Genomic DNA, 17548 nt, shown 5'->3' with positions numbered 1-17548 from the left:
TCGCTCAGCTGCCGCCCTCCGGCAGCTCGATCGGATCACTGCACGCGAGCGCGGTGTCCGGTGCGTCGGCGGCGATGGTCGAGGCGTAGGGCTCGTCCTGACCCACGGGAGGTCCGGGCGCGATCTGCACGCAGATTTCGAGGCGTCGCACGGCGCCAGGATCGCCGAGGGGCAACTCGGTGACCGTCATCGTCTCGGTCCCGTTGGGCAGCTCGGGTCGCAGCGGGAGCGGGACGAAAGCCGTGTCCTGCGTGCTCGAGCCGGGCTCCACCGTCGCGCTGGCGGCGCGGTGGAGGGAGGAGGGCAGGACGCCGTCGGGGAGACCGAAGACCTGCTTGGACAGCCTGACCACGTCGGCGTCACTGCCGGCGCTGGTCCACACCGCCTCGGGGGCAGCGACCACGGACGCGGCTTGCGCGGGAGCCCGGTCCGTGGCGACCTTGATCGGCTCGCTGCCGTCGTTCGTGACCGTGTAGGACACCTGGACGCCCTCGACCCCGCGGGTGAAGCCGTCGGGTGCCTCCCGCAGGGCGGCGGTCGCCACCACCGTGGCGTCGAGGGTCGATGCCACGGTGGCCGACGGGGAGTCGGTCGACGTGGGCGCGCCTGGACGCGTGGTTCCGCCCTGCGGGGTGGGTGACTCGCAGCCGCCGAGCGTCAGGACGACGCCCAGCAGGAGGACCCCCCTCGCCGCTCGCACCGGTCCTCAGCGGGCCTCGCCCAGCAATGCCTGGATACGACCGACGCCTTCCTCGAGGTCCTCGTCGCCGAGGGCATAGCTCAGCCGCAGGTAGCCGCTGGGACCGAAGGCCTCACCCGGCACGACCGCGACCTCGACCTCGTCCAGGATGAGCGCGGCGAGCTCGGCGCTGGTCTGCGGGGTGCGACCCCGGATCTGCTTGCCCAGCACCCCCTCGACCGAGGGGTAGGCGTAGAACGCACCCTGCGGCACCGGGCACTCCACGCCCTCGATCGCGTTGAGCATGTCGACCATGAGGGCGCGCCGCCGGTCGAAGGCGACCTTCATCTCGTCCACGGCGTCCAGGCTGCCCTCGAGCGCCGCGATGGCCGCCCGCTGGGAGACGTTGGCGACGTTGGAGGTCGCGTGGCTCTGCAGGTTGGTGGCCGCCTTGATGACGTCCTGGGGGCCGATCATCCAGCCCACCCGCCAGCCGGTCATCGCGTAGGTCTTGGCCACCCCGTTGAGGACGACGCACGTGTCCGCCAGCTCGGGCACGAGCACCGGCATGGACGGGGCCTGCGCGCCGTCGTAGAGCAGGTGCTCGTAGATCTCGTCGGTGATGACCCAGATGCCGTGCTCCAGCGCCCAGCGGCCGATCGCCTCGACCTGCTCGGGCGGATAGACCGCGCCGGTCGGGTTGGAGGGGGAGCAGAAGAGCAGCGCCTTGGTGTGCTCGGTCCGCGCCGCTTCCAGCTGCTCGACGGTCACGAGGTATGCCGTCTCGGCGTCCGCGCCGGCGAAGACCTCCACGGGCGAGCCGCCGGCGAGACGGATCGCCTCGGGGTAGGTCGTCCAGTAGGGGGTGGGAAGGATGACCTCGTCGCCCGGGTCCAGCAACGCCGCGAAGGTGTTGTAGACCGCCTGCTTGCCGCCATTGGTGACGAGTACGTTGGTGGGCTCCACGGCATACCCCGAGTCGCGGCGCGTCTTGGCGACGATCGCCTCCTTGAGGGCGGGGAGGCCGCCGGCGGGGGAGTAGCGGTGGTTCACCGGGTCCGTGCACGCCTCGACCGCCGCCTGGACGATGTAGTCGGGCGTCGGGAAGTCCGGCTCGCCGGCGCCGAAGCCGATGACCGGGCGTCCTTGTGCCTTGAGGGCCTTGGCCCTGGCGTCGACGGCCAGGGTCGCCGACTCGGCGATGGATCCGATGCGGGTGCTGATGCGGGTCTGCTCGCTCACGCGACCCATCATGGCATCGACGCTTCACGTCGCGTCAGCCCCCGGCCTTCTTTGCACCTGCCGTCGGCCGTCACGTAGACTGCCCATTCGGGTGTTCGCACTGTGCGCCAGCCTGCCCCCCAACAGACGGGCTGGTGTCGCGAGGACCTGGTAAAGGGCAATAGCTCAATTGGTAGAGCACCGGTCTCCAAAACCGGCGGTTGGGGGTTCGAGTCCCTCTTGCCCTGCGTGACCGGTGGGCCTCCTGCCCGCCGAGACCATCCAGACCTGCAACAGGAAGGCGAGCCGTGGCGAACTCCGCCCGCGACACCGACGGTGTCGCTCGCAGCCAGGCCGGCACCGGCCAGGGTGGGCGCCCGGCGACCTTCGTCGAGCAGGTCATGGCCGAGCTGCGCAAGGTCGTCCAGCCGACCCGCAACGAGCTCATCACCTACACGATCGTCGTCTTCGTCTTCGTGCTGGTCATGATGGGCTTCGTCTTCGGTCTGGACCAGCTGTTCCAGTGGCTGGTCGGTCTCGTCTTCGGGGCCTGACCGCTACGAGCAGCACCCGGCGCCGATGCGGCGCCGCTGACACGACATTGAGGAAGTAGGCATGTCCGAGCAGACCCCCGACCACGACGAGGTCACCGCCGAGCAGTCCGTGCAGGACGCTGACGTGGAGGCCGCCGAGCGTCACGACGGCGACGCCTCGGTCGACCCCGTGGAGGAGGCCGTCTACGGCGAGGAGGACTCGGTCACGACCGAGGAGCCCGCCGACGTGCAGGAGCCTGCCGACCCCGAGCCGGCCGACCCCGAGGCGACCGAGGACTCCGAGGAGGCGGCTGAGGCCGTGGACCCCCTCGAGGAGTTCACCTCGGTCCTGCGTGGCAAGTACGGCGACTGGTTCGTCATCCACTCCTACGCCGGCTACGAGAACCGCGTCAAGCACAACCTTGAGACGCGGATCACCAGCCTCAACATGGAGGACTACATCTTCGAGGTGGAGGTCCCCATGGAAGAGGTGACCGAGATCAAGAACGGTCAGCGCAAGCAGGTGCGCCGCGTGCGGATGCCCGGCTACGTGCTGGTCCGTATGGAGCTCACCGACGAGTCGTGGGGCGCGGTCCGGCACACGCCGGGCGTCACCGGCTTCGTCGGCAACGCCCACCAGCCGGTGCCGCTGTCGATCGACGAGGTCGTCTCCATGCTGGCCCCGGTCTTCGACACCCCCACCCCCGCCGCGGCCGCCAGCGCCGCGGGCGGCGCCTCGGGCGAGGGCCGCAGCCGCCCGGCTCAGCCGCAGGTGGACTTCGAGGTCGGCGAGTCGGTCACCGTCATGGAGGGTCCCTTCGAGACCCTGCCCGCCACGATCTCCGAGATCCTGCCCGAGAGCAACAAGCTCAAGGTGCTGGTCTCGATCTTCGGCCGCGAGACCCCGGTCGAGCTGTCGTTCAACCAGGTCGCCAAGCTCTAGGCCCGCCCCCACACCCATGCAACCGGGTCATCGCCCACGGCGTCGGCCCACAACACCAAGGAGAACACCATGCCCCCCAAGAAGAAGGTCTCCGGCTTCATCAAGCTGCAGATCCAGGCCGGCGCCGCGACCCCGGCCCCGCCCGTCGGCCCCGCGCTGGGTCAGCACGGCGTCAACATCATGGAGTTCGTCAAGGCGTACAACGCCGCGACGGAGTCCCAGCGTGGCAACGTCATCCCGGTCGAGATCACGGTCTACGAGGACCGCTCGTTCACCTTCATCACCAAGACCCCGCCGGCCGCCGAGCTGATCAAGAAGGCTGCAGGCGTGGGCAAGGGCTCCGGCGAGCCGCACAAGACCAAGGTCGGCACGCTGAACGACGCGCAGCTCACCGAGATCGCCGAGATGAAGATGGCCGACCTCAACGCCAACGACATCGACATGGCCAAGCGCATCATCGCCGGCACCGCCCGGTCGATGGGCATCACCACCAGCTGAGACCCTCCGGGTCCCGGCACCCCTGTGGCAGGGCCAGCGCTGGCCCGTCCGACCACAGCTCCACCATCACCACAAGGAGTGACACATGAAGCGCAGCAAGGCCTACCGCGCCGCCGCGGAGAAGCTCACCGAGGGGTCGCTCTACGCCCCGCGTGAGGCGATCCGCCTGGCCAAGGAGACCAGCCCCACCAAGTACGACGCGACCGTCGAGGTCGCCCTGCGACTGGGCGTCGACCCGCGCAAGGCCGACCAGCTCGTCCGCGGCACCGTCAACCTGCCCGGCGGCACCGGCAAGACCTCGCGCGTCCTGGTCTTCGCCAACGGCGACAAGGCCGAGGCCGCCCGCGAGGCCGGCGCCGACTACGTCGGTTCGGACGACATGATCGAGAAGGTCTCGGGCGGGTGGACGGACTTCGACGCCGTCGTCGCGACCCCGGACCTCATGGGCAAGGTCGGTCGTCTGGGCAAGGTGCTGGGCCCCCGTGGCCTCATGCCGAACCCCAAGACCGGCACCGTCACGATGGACACCGCCAAGGCCGTGTCCGACATCAAGGGCGGAAAGATCGAGTTCCGCGTCGACAAGCACAGCAACCTCCACTTCATCATCGGCAAGACCTCCTTCGACGAGGCGACCCTGGCGGAGAACTACGCCACGGCGATCGAAGAGGTCCTGCGGCTGAAGCCGGCCAGCTCCAAGGGCCGTTACGTCACCAAGGCGACCATGTCGACCACGATGGGCCCGGGTATCCCCATGGACCCCTCGCGCGTCGGCAGCGTCCTGGAGGCCGCTCCCTCCGAGTGAGCCCCTGCTGAGCAGTCCACGACGCCCCCGGAAGCACCGCTTCCGGGGGCGTCGTGGTGTCCGATGCGAAGGTGCCGGACCTAGGTTGTCGTCCGTGATCCTCACCCTCGCCCCGGACCAGCAGCTCGACGGCTTCGCGGGCACCGCCGTGGACCTCATGGAGCGCCTGGGCGCCCCGGGCGCCGGACTGGCCATCGCGCTGGAGAACCTCTTCCCACCCCTGCCCAGTGAGGTCGTCCTGCCGCTGGCGGGGTTCACCGCCAGCCAGGGCAGCTTCGGGCTGGTCGAGGTGCTGTGCTGGGTGACCGCAGGGTCGGTGGCGGGGGCGCTCGTCCTCTACGCGCTCGGGGTGGTCTTCGGCCGGGACCGTCTGCACCGTGTCTGGGCCCGCCTGCCCCTGGTGAAGACGGAGGACCTCGTCCGCACCGAGGAGTGGTTCGCGCGCCACGGCCCGGCAGCGGTCTTCTTCGGCCGGATGATCCCCATCTTCCGTAGCCTCATCTCGGTGCCGGCCGGCATCGAGAGGATGCCCTGGTGGCAGTTCCTCGCCCTGACGAGCCTGGGTCACTCGTCTGGAACACCGTCTGGGTCCTGGCGGGGTACTACCTCGGGGAGCAGTGGCACCGGGTCGAGAGCTGGGTGGGGTCGTTCCAGACGGTCGTGATCGTCGTGGTCGTCGCGGCGGTGCTCTGGTGGGTCGTCCGCCGGGTCCGGGCCGCGCGCAGGAGGGATCCGGCGCCGCGGTGATCCCGCCTCAGCCGGCGGCTGGTGAGCCCTGGGAGACCTCGGGCAGGCGGCGTGTCACGGCCACGCCGACCAGTCCGAGGAGGGCCAGGAAGACCAGCGCTGGCAGCTGTCCGAAGGTCGCGATGCCGGCGCTGACGACGCCGATCACCAGCAGGATCGCTCCCATCGCCGTGTTGGACACCGCGACGTAGCGGGTGCGCTCGTCCCCGGAGGCCACATCCACGACATACGTCTTGCGGGCCACCCGCACCCCGACGTGGAGGAGGCTGAGGAGCAGGTATCCGAGCACGAGCGCCGCGAGCACCAGGGGGGACCCGAAGGGCGCCAGCGCGACGACGACGACCACCGCGAGGACGACGACCGAGGCTCCGAGACCGCCGATCATCATCACCTGCCGGCTCGAGCGGTCGGCGAGGCGCCCGAAGAGGCGTCCACCGAGCACGGAGGCCACGCCCTGCGCGATGACGAACGACCCCAGCCCCGCGAGCCAGGAGCTCCCGGCCTCGACCGCGAGCGTTACGAGGAACGGTGGCGCCAGGGCGGAGACCAGCAACAGTGCCCGGGCCAGCACGAAGGTCCTCAGACGGGCGTCGGTGCGCAGCATCCCGACGGTCTGGGACCACCACGGCTCGCTCGGTGCACGCTCGGCGCCGGGCTCCTCGGGGATACCGGAATACACCACCACGGCGGCGAACCAGAGCGCAGCCGCGCCGACGAGGAGCCACGCGAGGAGGGCAGGGCCGACCGTGGGTCCGGCGAGCTGCAGCGCCACGCCGACGGCCACGGCGGCGAGGCCGGCCGCGGCGGTGGAGATGCCGGTGACCTGACCGCGCTGACCCCGGGGGATGACGCGACCCTGCACGTCCTTGGCCGCCATCGAGCACAGGGCCCGCGCCACGGCGAAGACCGCGAGCGCGGCCAGCAGGCCGAGGCCGGCCGCCAGGCCGTCGAGCAGGACCGCAGAACCCGCCATGGCCAGCGTCGCGACACCCTGCCCGGCCGCCCCGACCATCCACACCCGCGTCCGGCGGGGCCGGCTCACCACCCACGGGGTGAGCGCGGCCTGGGGGAGCATCGACCCGGACTCGCGCAGCGGCACGAGGAGACCGGCGAGAGCGGCGGGGGCGCCCGTGGCGGTGAGCAACCAGGGGAGCACCGTCTTGGCATTGACGACCTGGTCACCGGCGCCCTGGAGCGCGCCGCTGACGATGAGTCGGAGGCCTCCCGAGGCCACCCGGTCCGGGCCGCCCCAGTCCTGCTCGGCCTGCGCGTCGGCCCGCACCAGCCGGTGATAGAGGTCCACCGGGGGCCGTGCTCCGCTCATGGGGTCATCTTCTCAGCAGGGGCCAGGGGAGAGCGCGCACGGGCGGCGCCACTCCGGGCCGTGCCGTCGAGGGGAAGTGCCGAGGCTGACGTGGGGGAGGGCGGATTTGGCCCGGCGCGGTGAGGTGGCGTAGCCTGAGAACCTACCCAAAGACCGCCGGTTGTCGGCGTGCTCGCAGCCCCAAAGGCCGCAAGAGCGCCGACCGAAGGTTCCCACGACAGGGGCGCCAGCGCAGGTGAACCGAGCACGACCTCGTGGGCCCCGCCCGCAGCGTCCTGCAAGCCCCGGTGCGCCTGCGCCGGGGCTTTCGTCGTGTCGGGCCCGGGGGTAGCCGGCACCACGACGTGAAGGAGGCCAGTATGGCGACGCCCGAGAAGGCTGCTGCCATCGCCGAGCTGACGGAGAAGTTCCGTAGCTCCGGCGGGGCCGTGCTCACGGAGTACCGCGGTCTCAAGGTGAGTCAGATCACCGAGCTGCGTGCCTCCATGCGTGAGCACGCCACCTACGCCGTGGTGAAGAACACGCTGACCAAGCGTGCTGCTGCCGAGGCCGGCATCGACGGCCTCGACGAGCACCTTCAGGGCCCGACGGCCATCGCCTTCGTCACCGGTGACCCGGTGGAGGCGGCCAAGGGTCTGCGTGACTTCGCCAAGGCCAACCCGGCCCTGGTCATCAAGGGTGGGGTGCTCGACGGCAAGCCGTTGACCCCCGCCGAGATCACCAAGCTCGCGGACCTCGAGTCCCGCGAGGTCCTGCTGGCCAAGCTGGCAGGTGCCATGAAGGGCAACCTGTCCAAGGCTGCCGGCCTGTTCGCCGCTCCGCTCTCCTCGACCGCACGGGTCGTCGAGGCGCTGCGCGCCAAGGTCGAGGAACAGGGCGGTCCGCTCTCCGGGTCGACGACGGCAGCTGCCGACGACGACACCACGTCGGCGGACTCCGCCGACACCACCGCCACGGCACAGGCCGAGGCGGGCACCGACGTCGCCGAGGGTGGCGACGAGAGCTGAGCGTGTCGGCCGCAGGGCCGCACGAGCAGCACATTCATCACAACGCCACTCACGGCATACAACAGGAAGGAACGCCCATCATGGCGAAGCTGAGCACCGAGGAGCTCCTTGACCAGTTCAAGGAGATGACCCTCATCGAGCTGTCCGAGTTCGTCAAGGCCTTCGAGGACACCTTCGAGGTCACCGCTGCGGCCCCGGTCGCGGTTGCCGCTGCCGGCGCCCCCGCGGCAGGCGGTGGCGACGACGCCGCCGAGGAGCAGAGCGAGTTCGACGTCATCCTCGACGCCGCCGGCGACAAGAAGATCCAGGTCATCAAGGAGGTCCGCGCGCTGACCTCCCTGGGTCTCAAGGAGGCCAAGGACCTCGTCGACGGCGCTCCCAAGCCGGTCCTGGAGAAGGTCGACAAGGAGTCCGCGGAGAAGGCCAAGGAGCAGCTCGAGGGCGCTGGCGCCTCCGTCACGCTCAAGTGAGCCGATCGGTGGTCGGCGGGGCCCTGGTGCCCTGACCTCCACCGACGCCTCTCCGCCACGGGCGGGGTCGCGCACCATCACGGTGCCGCGACCCCGCCCGTGGTGCGTCCGGGGGAGGGCGCGACAGACCCCGGGACACGCCTGGGAGGGCGGTCATGCTTGACGAAGGGGGTGCGCAGGGAGCACCATCATCGGACGCATCTGCCCCGCAGGCAGGTGTCGGGCACACCAGGGGCGCGGCCGCCCCTGAGCCGACATCCCCCGCCGCGGGTCGCCCGTCGGTCCCGAGTTGGACGCCGGGCCATCCGCCGTGTAAAGTGGTACTTTGCGCTGCCCATCACCTGCCCTCGATCCCGCTGAAGAGATCGGTGCGCGCCTCGGCCGGTCCGCCGACGCGCTGGACACCATCACTTCGCGCTGCATCCGCGAGCAGGTCGGGTGACGCCTGACCGCCGCACACACTAGGCCCGTGGAAGGACCATCCTTGGCTGCCTCGCGCACTGCGAAGAAGACTGTGTCCACCGCTCAGACGCCCTCCGGCCGACTGAGCTTTGCGAAGATCCGGGAGCCCCTCGAGGTTCCGGACCTTCTTGCGCTCCAGACCGAGAGCTTCGACTGGCTCCTCGGCAACGAGGCCTGGCAGGCGCGGGTCGCCGCAGCCCAGGCCGAGGGGCGCGACGACATCCCCACCACCTCTGGTCTGGAGGAGATCTTCGAGGAGATCTCGCCGATCGAGGATTTCTCCGGCTCCATGTCGCTGAGCTTCCGCGACCACCGGTTCGAGGAGCAGAAGTACTCCGTCGAGGAGTGCCAGGAGAAGGACATGACCTACTCCGCCCCGCTCTTCGTGACGGCGGAGTTCATCAACAACTCCACCGGTGAGATCAAGAGCCAGACGGTCTTCATGGGCGACTTCCCGCTCATGACGCCGCGCGGGACGTTCATCGTCAACGGCACCGAGCGTGTCGTCGTCTCCCAGCTCGTCCGCAGCCCGGGCGTCTACTTCGAGCGCAGCCTCGACAAGACCTCCGACAAGGACATCTACTCCGCCAAGGTCATCCCGAGCCGCGGTGCGTGGCTCGAGTTCGAGATCGACAAGCGTGACCAGGTCGGCGTGCGCGTGGACCGCAAGCGCAAGCAGAGCGTCACCGTCCTGCTCAAGGCCCTCGGGTGGACTACGGACCAGATCCTGGAGGAGTTCGGCGACTACGAGTCGATCCGGCTCACCCTGGAGAAGGACCACACCACCAACCAGGACGAGGCGCTGCTCGACATCTACCGCAAGCTGCGCCCGGGCGAACCCCCCACGCGCGACGCGGCCGAGACGCTGCTCAACAACCTGTACTTCAACCCCAAGCGCTACGACCTGGCCAAGGTCGGTCGCTACAAGATCAACAAGAAGCTGGGTCAGCAGGCGCCGCTCTCGGAGTCCGTGCTCGGCATCGACGACATCGTCGCGACGATCAAGTACCTCGTCGCGCTGCACGCCGGCGAGGAGACCGTCGGCAGCGCCACCGGTGAGGTGCCCGCCGAGGTCGACGACATCGACCACTTCGGCAACCGTCGCCTGCGCAGCGTCGGCGAGCTCATCCAGAACCAGGTCCGCACCGGACTGTCCCGGATGGAGCGCGTCGTCCGCGAGCGGATGACCACCCAGGACGTCGAGGCGATCACGCCGCAGACGCTCATCAACATCCGGCCCGTCGTCGCCTCCATCAAGGAGTTCTTCGGCACCAGCCAGCTGTCCCAGTTCATGGACCAGAACAACCCGCTCTCCGGGCTGACGCACAAGCGTCGTCTGTCCGCGCTGGGCCCGGGTGGTCTGTCCCGTGACCGGGCCGGTATGGAGGTCCGCGACGTCCACCCCAGCCACTACGGCCGCATGTGCCCGATCGAGACCCCCGAGGGTCCCAACATCGGGCTCATCGGTTCGCTGGCCTCCTACGGGCGGATCAACCCGTTCGGCTTCGTCGAGACGCCGTACCGCCGGGTCAAGGACGGCAAGGTGAGCGACGTCGTCGACTACCTGTCGGCCGGTGAGGAGGACCGCTTCGTCATCGCGCAGGCCAACGCCAAGCTGGACGACGACGGCACCTTCCTCGACGAGCGCGTCCTGGTCCGGGCCCGCGAGGGCGAGGCCGTCGACGTGCCGGCCTCCGAGGTGGACTACATGGACGTCTCCGCGCGCCAGATGGTGTCCGCGGCGACCGCGATGATCCCCTTCCTCGAGCACGATGACGCCAACCGTGCGCTCATGGGCGCCAACATGCAGCGTCAGGCCGTGCCGCTGGTGCGGGCCGAGGCTCCGCTGGTCGGCACCGGTATGGAGTACCGCGCCGCGCTGGACTCCGGTGACGTCGTGCGGTCCGCCAAGGCCGGCGCCGTGCAGGAGGTCTCTGCGGACCTCGTGACCGTCGCCAACGACGACGGGACCTACCAGTCCTACAAGATCAACAAGTTCACCCGCTCCAACCAGGGCAACTGCTACAACCAGCAGGTCCGGGTCGATGTCGGTGAGCACGTCGAGGCCGGTCAGCTCATCGCCGACGGCCCGGCGACCGATGGTGGCGAGATGGCCCTGGGTCGTAACCTGCTCGTGGCGTTCATGCCGTGGGAGGGCTACAACTACGAGGACGCGATCATCCTGTCCCAGCGTCTGGTGCAGGACGACGTGCTCTCCTCGATCCACATCGAGGAGCACGAGATCGATGCCCGCGACACCAAGCTGGGTCCGGAGGAGATCACCCGGGACATCCCCAACGTCTCCGACGACGTCCTGGCCGACCTCGACGAGCGCGGCATCATCCGCATCGGCGCCGAGGTCCGCGACGGCGACCTGCTCGTCGGCAAGGTCACGCCCAAGGGTGAGACCGAGCTGACCCCGGAGGAGCGCCTGCTGCGCGCGATCTTCGGTGAGAAGGCCCGCGAGGTCCGCGACACCTCGATGAAGGTGCCGCACGGCGAGACCGGCACGGTCATCGGCGTCAAGGTGTTCGACCGCGAGGACGGCGACGAGCTGCCCCCGGGCGTCAACCAGCTCGTCCGCGTCTATGTCGCCAACAAGCGCAAGATCACCGACGGCGACAAGCTGGCCGGGCGCCACGGCAACAAGGGCGTCATCTCCAAGATCCTCCCGGTGGAGGACATGCCCTTCCTCGAGGACGGCACGCCCGTCGACGTCGTGCTCAACCCCCTGGGTGTCCCGGGCCGGATGAACATCGGTCAGATCCTCGAGCTGCACCTCGGCTGGGCCGCGGCGCAGGGCTGGAGCATCGAGGGCCAGCCGGAGTGGGCCGAACTCATCCCGGACGACGCCCGCAGCGCCCCGGCGCGGACCCGCGTCGCGAGCCCCGTCTTCGACGGCGCCCGCGAGGAGGAGATCGCCGGACTGCTGGACTCGACGACGCCGACCCGTGACGGGAAGCGCCTCATCGACAACAGCGGTAAGACCAAGCTGTTCGACGGTCGCTCGGGTGAGCCCTTCCCGGAGGAGATCTCCGTGGGCTACATGTACATCCTCAAGCTGCACCACCTCGTGGACGACAAGATCCACGCGCGCAGCACCGGGCCGTACTCGATGATCACCCAGCAGCCGCTCGGTGGTAAGGCCCAGTTCGGTGGTCAGCGCTTCGGCGAGATGGAGGTCTGGGCCCTGGAGGCCTACGGCGCCGCCTACGCCCTGCAGGAGCTGCTCACCATCAAGTCGGACGACGTCACGGGCCGGGTCAAGGTCTACGAGTCGATCGTCAAGGGCGACAACGTCCCCGAGCCGGGCATCCCCGAGTCCTTCAAGGTGCTCATCAAGGAGATGCAGTCGCTCTGCCTGAACGTCGAGGTCCTCTCCTCCGACGGCAGCCAGATCGACCTGCGGGAGTCGGACACCGAGGTGTTCCGCGCCGCCGAGGAGCTCGGCATCGACCTGAGCCGCCGCGAGCCCAGCTCGGTCGAAGAGGTCTAGTCAGGTATGCCGCGGGACGCGCGCAGCGTGCGTCCCGCGGAGAGTCAGGTCGCCGGGCAGAGCCCGTACGGGTCCCGCCCGGCGACCAACTACTACACGTGAGCGCTACTGCATACGAAAGAAGGAAGGCACACAGTGCTGGACGTCAACTTCTTTGACGAGCTTCGCATCGGCCTGGCCACGGCCGAGGACATCCGGACCTGGTCCCACGGCGAGGTCAAGAAGCCGGAGACCATCAACTACCGCACCCTCAAGCCCGAGAAGGACGGACTCTTCTGCGAGAAGATCTTCGGCCCGACCCGGGACTGGGAGTGCTACTGCGGCAAGTACAAGCGGGTCCGCTTCAAGGGCATCATCTGTGAGCGCTGCGGCGTCGAGGTGACCCGTGCGGGCGTCCGTCGCGAGCGGATGGGCCACATCGAGCTCGCCGCCCCGGTCACCCACATCTGGTACTTCAAGGGTGTCCCGAGCCGGCTCGGCTACCTGCTCGACCTCGCCCCGAAGGACCTGGAGAAGGTCATCTACTTCGCGGCCTACATGATCACCTCCGTCGACGAGGAGGGCCGCCACCAGGACCTCCCCAGCCTCGAGGCGCAGATCCAGACCGAGAAGAAGGCGCTGGAGAACCGTCGCGACGCCGACGTGGAGGGTCGGGCCAAGAAGCTTGAGACCGACCTCGCCGAGCTGGAGGCCGAGGGCGCCAAGTCCGACGCCAAGCGCAAGGTCAAGGACGGCGCCGAGCGGGAGATGAACCAGATCCGCCGCCGGGCCGACGCCCAGATCGAGCGGCTGGAGCAGGTCTGGGACCGCTTCCGCAACCTCAAGGTCCAGGACCTCGAGGGCGATGAGATCCTCTACCGCGAGATGCGTGACCGCTTCGGCATGTACTTCGAGGGAGGCATGGGCGCCGCTGCGCTGCAGAAGCGCCTCGAGAGCTTCGACCTCGTCGCCGAGGCCGAGTCGCTGCGCGAGACCATCGCCACGGGCAAGGGTCAGCGCAAGACCCGCGCCATCAAGCGGCTCAAGGTCGTCACGAGCTTCCTGCAGACCAAGAACGAACCGGCCGGCATGGTCCTGGACTGCGTCCCGGTCATCCCGCCGGACCTGCGCCCCATGGTGCAGCTCGACGGTGGCCGCTTCGCGACCTCGGACCTCAACGACCTCTACCGTCGCGTCATCAACCGCAACAACCGCCTCAAGCGGCTGCTGGACCTCGGTGCGCCGGAGATCATCGTCAACAACGAGAAGCGGATGCTCCAGGAGGCCGTCGACAGCCTGTTCGACAACGGCCGTCGTGGTCGCGCCGTCACCGGCCCGGGCAACCGGCCGCTGAAGTCGCTGTCCGACATGCTCAAGGGCAAGCAGGGTCGTTTCCGTCAGAACCTGCTGGGCAAGCGCGTCGACTACTCGGGCCGTTCGGTCATCGTGGTCGGCCCCCAGCTGCGCCTGCACCAGTGCGGTCTGCCCAAGCAGATGGCCCTGGAGCTGTTCAAGCCGTTCGTCATGAAGCGCCTGGTCGACCTCGACCACGCGCAGAACATCAAATCCGCCAAGCGGATGGTCGAGCGTGGCCGCAGCGTCGTCTGGGACGTGCTCGAGGAGGTCATCACCGACCACCCCGTGCTGCTCAACCGGGCACCCACCCTGCACCGCCTCGGCATCCAGGCCTTCGAGCCGCAGCTGGTCGAGGGCAAGGCCATCCAGATCCACCCGCTGGTCTGCACCGCCTTCAACGCCGACTTCGACGGTGACCAGATGGCGGTCCACGTGCCGCTGTCGGCGGAGGCCCAGGCCGAGGCCCGGATCCTCATGCTGAGCTCCAACAACATCCTCAAGCCGGCCGACGGTCGCCCGGTGACCATGCCCACCCAGGACATGATCATCGGCCTGTTCCACCTCACCTCCGAGGACTCTCGCGGTGAGGCCGGGGCGGCCTACCTGGTGGACGAGGACGGCGAGCGGCACCTGCGCAGCTTCGGCTCGGTCGCGGAGGCCCGGATGGCCTTCGACGCCGGCCAGATCCAGCTGGGCACCGCAATCCGTCTGCGGCTCAACCAGACCGCGCCGCCGGAGGGTTTCGCGATCCCCGAGGGCGCCCAGGTCACCGAGGACGGCGTGGTCGACACCTTCGTCATGGAGACCACCCTGGGCCGCGCGCTGTTCAACGACGCGCTGCCGCCGAACTACGCCTACGTCGATGAGGTGGTGGACAAGAAGCGGCTCTCCGCGATCGTCAACGACCTCGCCGAGCGCTACACCAAGGTGCAGGTCGCGGCGAGCCTGGACTCGCTCAAGGACGCCGGCTACCACTGGGCCACCCGGTCCGGCACCACGGTGGCGGTCTCCGACGTGCAGACGCCGGAGCGCAAGACCGAGATCCTGGCCGTCTACGAGGCCAAGGCCGCCAAGGTGCAGCTGCAGTACGAGCGTGGTCTCATCACCGACGACGAGCGCCGTCAGGAGCTCATCGAGATCTGGACCCAGGCCACCAACGAGGTCGCCAAGGAGCTGGAGACCTCGATGCCCAAGGACAACACCATCTACCGGATGGTGACCTCGGGTGCCCGAGGCAACTGGTTCCAGCTGCGGCAGATCGCCGGTATGCGTGGGCTCATGGCCAACCCGAAGGGCGAGATCATCCCGCGTCCGATCAAGTCGAACTTCCGTGAGGGCCTCTCGGTCCTGGAGTTCTTCATCTCGACGCACGGTGCGCGTAAGGGTCTGGCGGACACCGCGCTGCGGACCGCCGACTCGGGTTACCTCACCCGTCGTCTGGTGGACGTCAGCCAGGACGTCATCATCCGCGAGCTGGACTGTGGCACCGAGCGTGGGTTCGTCATGCCGATCGCCCAGGCGGCCGCCGAGGGCGGGCTGCGCGAGCACGACGACGTCGAGACCGCGGTGTACGCCCGGACCCTCGCCGGCGACGTGGAGGTCGACGGGACGGTGCTCGCGGAGTCGGGCATCGACCTGGGCGACGTCGTCATCGACACCCTCGTGGCTGCCGGCGTCGAGGAGGTCAAGGTCCGTTCGGTCCTGACCTGCGAGTCGCTCGTGGGCACCTGCGCCAAGTGCTACGGCCGCAGCCTGGCCACCGGCAAGCTCGTCGACATCGGTGAGGCCGTCGGCATCATCGCGGCGCAGTCCATCGGTGAGCCCGGCACCCAGCTGACGATGCGCACCTTCCACACCGGTGGTGTGGCCGGTGACGACATCACGCAGGGTCTGCCCCGTGTGGTCGAGCTGTTCGAGGCCCGCACGCCCAAGGCGGTCGCGCCGATCGCCGAGGCGACCGGCCGGATCGAGGTCGAGGACACCGACAAGACGCGTCGCCTCCTGCTCACCCCGGACGACGGCTCGGAGGAGCACGCCTACCCGGTGAGCAAGCGCTCGCGGCTGCTGGTCGCCGACGGCGACCACGTCGAGGTCGGCACCCAGCTCGTGGTCGGTGCCATCGACCCCAAGCAGGTGCTGCGCATCCTCGGCCCGCGCGCCACCCAGCAGCACCTGGTCGACCAGGTGCAGGGTGTCTACCGCCAGCAGGGTGTGTCGATCCACGACAAGCACATCGAGGTCATCGTGCGGCAGATGCTGCGGCGCGTCACGATCATCGAGGCCGGCGACACCGAGCTGCTGCCGGGCACCCTCGCCGAGCGTGGGCGCTTCGAGACCGAGAACCGTCGCGTCGTCTCCGAGGGCGGCCGCCCGGCCTCGGGTCGTCCCGAGCTCATGGGCATCACCAAGGCCTCGCTGGCGACCGACTCCTGGCTCTCCGCGGCCTCCTTCCAGGAGACCACGCGCGTCCTCACCGAGGCCGCGATGGAAGCCAAGAGCGACCCGCTGCTGGGCCTGAAGGAGAACGTCATCCTCGGCAAGCTGATCCCCGCGGGGACCGGCCTGACGCGGTACCGCAACCTCACGGTGGAGCCCACCGAGGAGGCCAAGGCTGCGGCCTACGCGGTCCCGGACTACGAGGACTTCGACTACGCCGGGGCCTTCGGGCAGGGCAGCGGCGAGGCGGTCCGCCTCGACGACGTGCCCATGGACGAGCCGCGCTACTGAGCGCGCGCCCGACCTGACCGCGAGGTCTGACCGTCAGGGGCGGGTATGCCGTGACTCACGGCATACCCGCCCCTGGCGCATCGCGTCCCCATTGCTCCGGTGCTGGAGGTGGTGCCGGGGGAGGGGCGCGGATTTGGCCGCCCGAGGCCGCGGGCGGTACCCTGGAGAACTGTGTGCGGGCTAGGCCCTGCGCGCTCGCGGGTCCCTGTGGCCCGCATCCACCTCTCGCCGGGCAGTCCGCCCGGATCCCCGTGCGGCACCTCATGCCCTGCGGAGAGCCGGTCGGGAAGTGCAGGGGAGAGCAGCGTGTGCTCACCGGACCCACCCACAGCGTTGGGGCCGGTCGAGGGCAGGCGCAACTCAAGGAGCGTGACCTGTGCGGGCCGGTGGCCCGAGCAGCGAGCGAGGACCAACCACGACTGACGGAGAATCAGTGCCTACGATCAACCAGCTTGTCCGCAAGGGCCGGCAGGACAAGGTCAAGAAGACCAACTCCCCGGCCCTCAAGGGCAACCCGCAGCGCCGCGGCGTCTGCACCCGCGTCTACACCACCACCCCGAAGAAGCCGAACTCCGCCCTGCGCAAGGTCGCCCGTGTGCGCCTCACCAGCGGCGTCGAGGTCACGGCCTACATCCCGGGCGTGGGTCACAACCTCCAGGAGCACTCGATCGTGCTCGTCCGCGGCGGCCGGGTGAAGGACCTCCCCGGTGTCCGCTACAAGATCATCCGCGGATCCCTGGACACCCAGGGCGTCAAGGGACGCAACCAGTCCCGCTCCCGCTACGGCGCGAAGAAGGAGAAGAAGTAATGCCTCGTAAGGGCCCTGCTCCCAAGCGTCCCCTCATCAACGACCCGGTCTACGGCTCGACCCTGGTGACCCAGCTCGTCAACAAGATCCTGCTGGACGGCAAGAAGTCCACCGCCGAGCGCATCGTCTACGGCGCGCTCGAGGGCGTCCGTGCCAAGACCGGCACCGACCCCGTGCAGACGCTCAAGCGTGCGCTGGACAACGTCAAGCCGGCCCTCGAGGTCAAGTCCCGCCGCGTCGGCGGTGCGACCTACCAGGTCCCGATCGAGGTCAAGCCCGGTCGCAGCACCACCCTCGCGTTGCGCTGGCTCGTGGGCTACTCGCGGCAGCGTCGTGAGAAGACCATGACCGAGCGACTCATGAACGAGATCCTCGACGCGAGCAACGGCCTGGGCGCCGCGGTGAAGCGTCGTGAGGACACCCACAAGATGGCCGACGCCAACAAGGCGTTCGCGCACTACCGCTGGTGACCTGAGGGTCGGGGAAGGGCGCGCGC

14 protein-coding genes and 1 tRNA gene are annotated in these 17548 nt (G+C 69.3%); 12 read left to right on the top strand and 3 right to left on the bottom strand.

What is annotated here, in order from left to right:
* Positions 1 to 4: 4 nt before the first annotated feature.
* Together FA582_RS11750 and FA582_RS11745 are read right to left on the bottom strand one after the other, a co-directional pair.
* The gene (locus FA582_RS11750) at positions 5 to 571 is read right to left on the bottom strand and encodes a hypothetical protein (RefSeq protein WP_141567704.1); all 567 of its coding nucleotides are present in this window, start codon (positions 569 to 571) and stop codon (positions 5 to 7) included.
* A 135-nt stretch (positions 572 to 706) separates the two neighbouring features.
* Positions 707 to 1930, bottom strand: coding sequence for a pyridoxal phosphate-dependent aminotransferase (locus tag FA582_RS11745; protein WP_033229267.1), 1224 nt, complete (start codon positions 1928 to 1930; stop codon positions 707 to 709).
* 145 nt (positions 1931 to 2075) lie between these two features.
* Here FA582_RS11745 and FA582_RS11740 point away from each other — a divergent pair.
* The 6 genes from FA582_RS11740 to FA582_RS11715 all read left to right on the top strand — a co-directional run bounded on the left by FA582_RS11740 (position 2076) and on the right by FA582_RS11715 (position 5340).
* Positions 2076 to 2148 (top strand) — tRNA-Trp (locus FA582_RS11740).
* A 60-nt stretch (positions 2149 to 2208) separates the two neighbouring features.
* The gene (gene secE / locus FA582_RS11735) at positions 2209 to 2454 is read left to right on the top strand and encodes a preprotein translocase subunit SecE (RefSeq protein ID WP_010148691.1); all 246 of its coding nucleotides are present in this window, start codon (positions 2209 to 2211) and stop codon (positions 2452 to 2454) included.
* Positions 2455 to 2515: 61 nt separating this feature from the next.
* Positions 2516 to 3376 carry a transcription termination/antitermination protein NusG gene (gene nusG, locus FA582_RS11730; protein ID WP_010148690.1) on the top strand — a complete coding sequence of 287 codons (861 nt, stop codon included), beginning with the start codon at positions 2516 to 2518 and terminating at the stop codon, positions 3374 to 3376.
* Between the two features lie 69 nt (positions 3377 to 3445).
* Positions 3446 to 3874, top strand: a complete 429-nt coding sequence (gene rplK / locus FA582_RS11725; protein ID WP_010148689.1) for a 50S ribosomal protein L11 — start codon at positions 3446 to 3448, stop codon at positions 3872 to 3874.
* Between the two features lie 85 nt (positions 3875 to 3959).
* Complete coding sequence (gene rplA, locus FA582_RS11720) at positions 3960 to 4676, top strand: 50S ribosomal protein L1 (protein WP_010148688.1); 717 nt, start codon at positions 3960 to 3962, stop codon at positions 4674 to 4676.
* A gap of 94 nt (positions 4677 to 4770) precedes the next feature.
* Positions 4771 to 5340 carry a VTT domain-containing protein gene (locus FA582_RS11715; RefSeq protein WP_010148687.1) on the top strand — a complete coding sequence of 190 codons (570 nt, stop codon included), beginning with the start codon at positions 4771 to 4773 and terminating at the stop codon, positions 5338 to 5340.
* Between the two features lie 90 nt (positions 5341 to 5430).
* On the opposite strand, the gene FA582_RS11710 is transcribed toward FA582_RS11715, so the two are convergent.
* Positions 5431 to 6747 carry an MFS transporter gene (locus FA582_RS11710; RefSeq protein ID WP_010148686.1) on the bottom strand — a complete coding sequence of 439 codons (1317 nt, stop codon included), beginning with the start codon at positions 6745 to 6747 and terminating at the stop codon, positions 5431 to 5433.
* A gap of 359 nt (positions 6748 to 7106) precedes the next feature.
* Between FA582_RS11710 and rplJ the strand changes: the two genes are divergently transcribed.
* The 6 genes from rplJ to rpsG all read left to right on the top strand — a co-directional run bounded on the left by rplJ (position 7107) and on the right by rpsG (position 17522).
* Positions 7107 to 7754, top strand: a complete 648-nt coding sequence (gene rplJ, locus FA582_RS11700; protein WP_010148685.1) for a 50S ribosomal protein L10 — start codon at positions 7107 to 7109, stop codon at positions 7752 to 7754.
* Between the two features lie 80 nt (positions 7755 to 7834).
* A complete protein-coding gene (gene rplL / locus FA582_RS11695) occupies positions 7835 to 8224 on the top strand; it encodes a 50S ribosomal protein L7/L12 (protein ID WP_010148683.1) in 390 nt (129 codons plus the stop codon).
* A 484-nt stretch (positions 8225 to 8708) separates the two neighbouring features.
* The gene (gene rpoB, locus FA582_RS11690; RefSeq protein ID WP_029541541.1) at positions 8709 to 12182 is read left to right on the top strand and encodes a DNA-directed RNA polymerase subunit beta; all 3474 of its coding nucleotides are present in this window, start codon (positions 8709 to 8711) and stop codon (positions 12180 to 12182) included.
* Between the two features lie 135 nt (positions 12183 to 12317).
* Positions 12318 to 16244 carry a DNA-directed RNA polymerase subunit beta' gene (locus tag FA582_RS11685; protein WP_010148680.1) on the top strand — a complete coding sequence of 1309 codons (3927 nt, stop codon included), beginning with the start codon at positions 12318 to 12320 and terminating at the stop codon, positions 16242 to 16244.
* Between the two features lie 433 nt (positions 16245 to 16677).
* Positions 16678 to 17052, top strand: a complete 375-nt coding sequence (gene rpsL / locus FA582_RS11680) for a 30S ribosomal protein S12 (RefSeq protein WP_010148679.1) — start codon at positions 16678 to 16680, stop codon at positions 17050 to 17052.
* Positions 17052 to 17522 (top strand): 30S ribosomal protein S7, encoded by a 471-nt coding sequence (rpsG, locus tag FA582_RS11675; protein ID WP_010148677.1) that lies wholly within the window; start codon positions 17052 to 17054, stop codon positions 17520 to 17522. Before rpsL ends, rpsG begins: the two co-directional genes overlap by 1 nt.
* The last annotated feature ends 26 nt before the right edge of the window (positions 17523 to 17548 follow it).

It is taken from the genome of Serinicoccus profundi, assembly GCF_008001015.1.
In the GTDB taxonomy this organism is placed as follows: domain Bacteria; phylum Actinomycetota; class Actinomycetes; order Actinomycetales; family Dermatophilaceae; genus Ornithinicoccus; species Ornithinicoccus profundi.
The sequence above is the reverse complement of the archived record's forward strand: the minus strand, read 5'-3'. Positions and strand labels throughout refer to the sequence as shown.

Excerpts from the sequence above, each read along its gene's own strand:
- rplL (WP_010148683.1), top strand. The coding sequence starts at position 7,835 with ATGGCGAAGCTGAGCACCGAGGAGCTCCTTGACCAGTTCAAGGAGATG.
- rplK (WP_010148689.1), top strand. The coding sequence starts at position 3,446 with ATGCCCCCCAAGAAGAAGGTCTCCGGCTTCATCAAGCTGCAGATCCAG.
- nusG (WP_010148690.1), top strand. The coding sequence starts at position 2,516 with ATGTCCGAGCAGACCCCCGACCACGACGAGGTCACCGCCGAGCAGTCC.
- FA582_RS11710 (WP_010148686.1), bottom strand. The coding sequence starts at position 6,747 with ATGAGCGGAGCACGGCCCCCGGTGGACCTCTATCACCGGCTGGTGCGG.
- rplJ (WP_010148685.1), top strand. The coding sequence starts at position 7,107 with ATGGCGACGCCCGAGAAGGCTGCTGCCATCGCCGAGCTGACGGAGAAG.
- FA582_RS11745 (WP_033229267.1), bottom strand. The coding sequence starts at position 1,930 with ATGGGTCGCGTGAGCGAGCAGACCCGCATCAGCACCCGCATCGGATCC.
- rpsG (WP_010148677.1), top strand. The coding sequence starts at position 17,052 with ATGCCTCGTAAGGGCCCTGCTCCCAAGCGTCCCCTCATCAACGACCCG.
- rplA (WP_010148688.1), top strand. The coding sequence starts at position 3,960 with ATGAAGCGCAGCAAGGCCTACCGCGCCGCCGCGGAGAAGCTCACCGAG.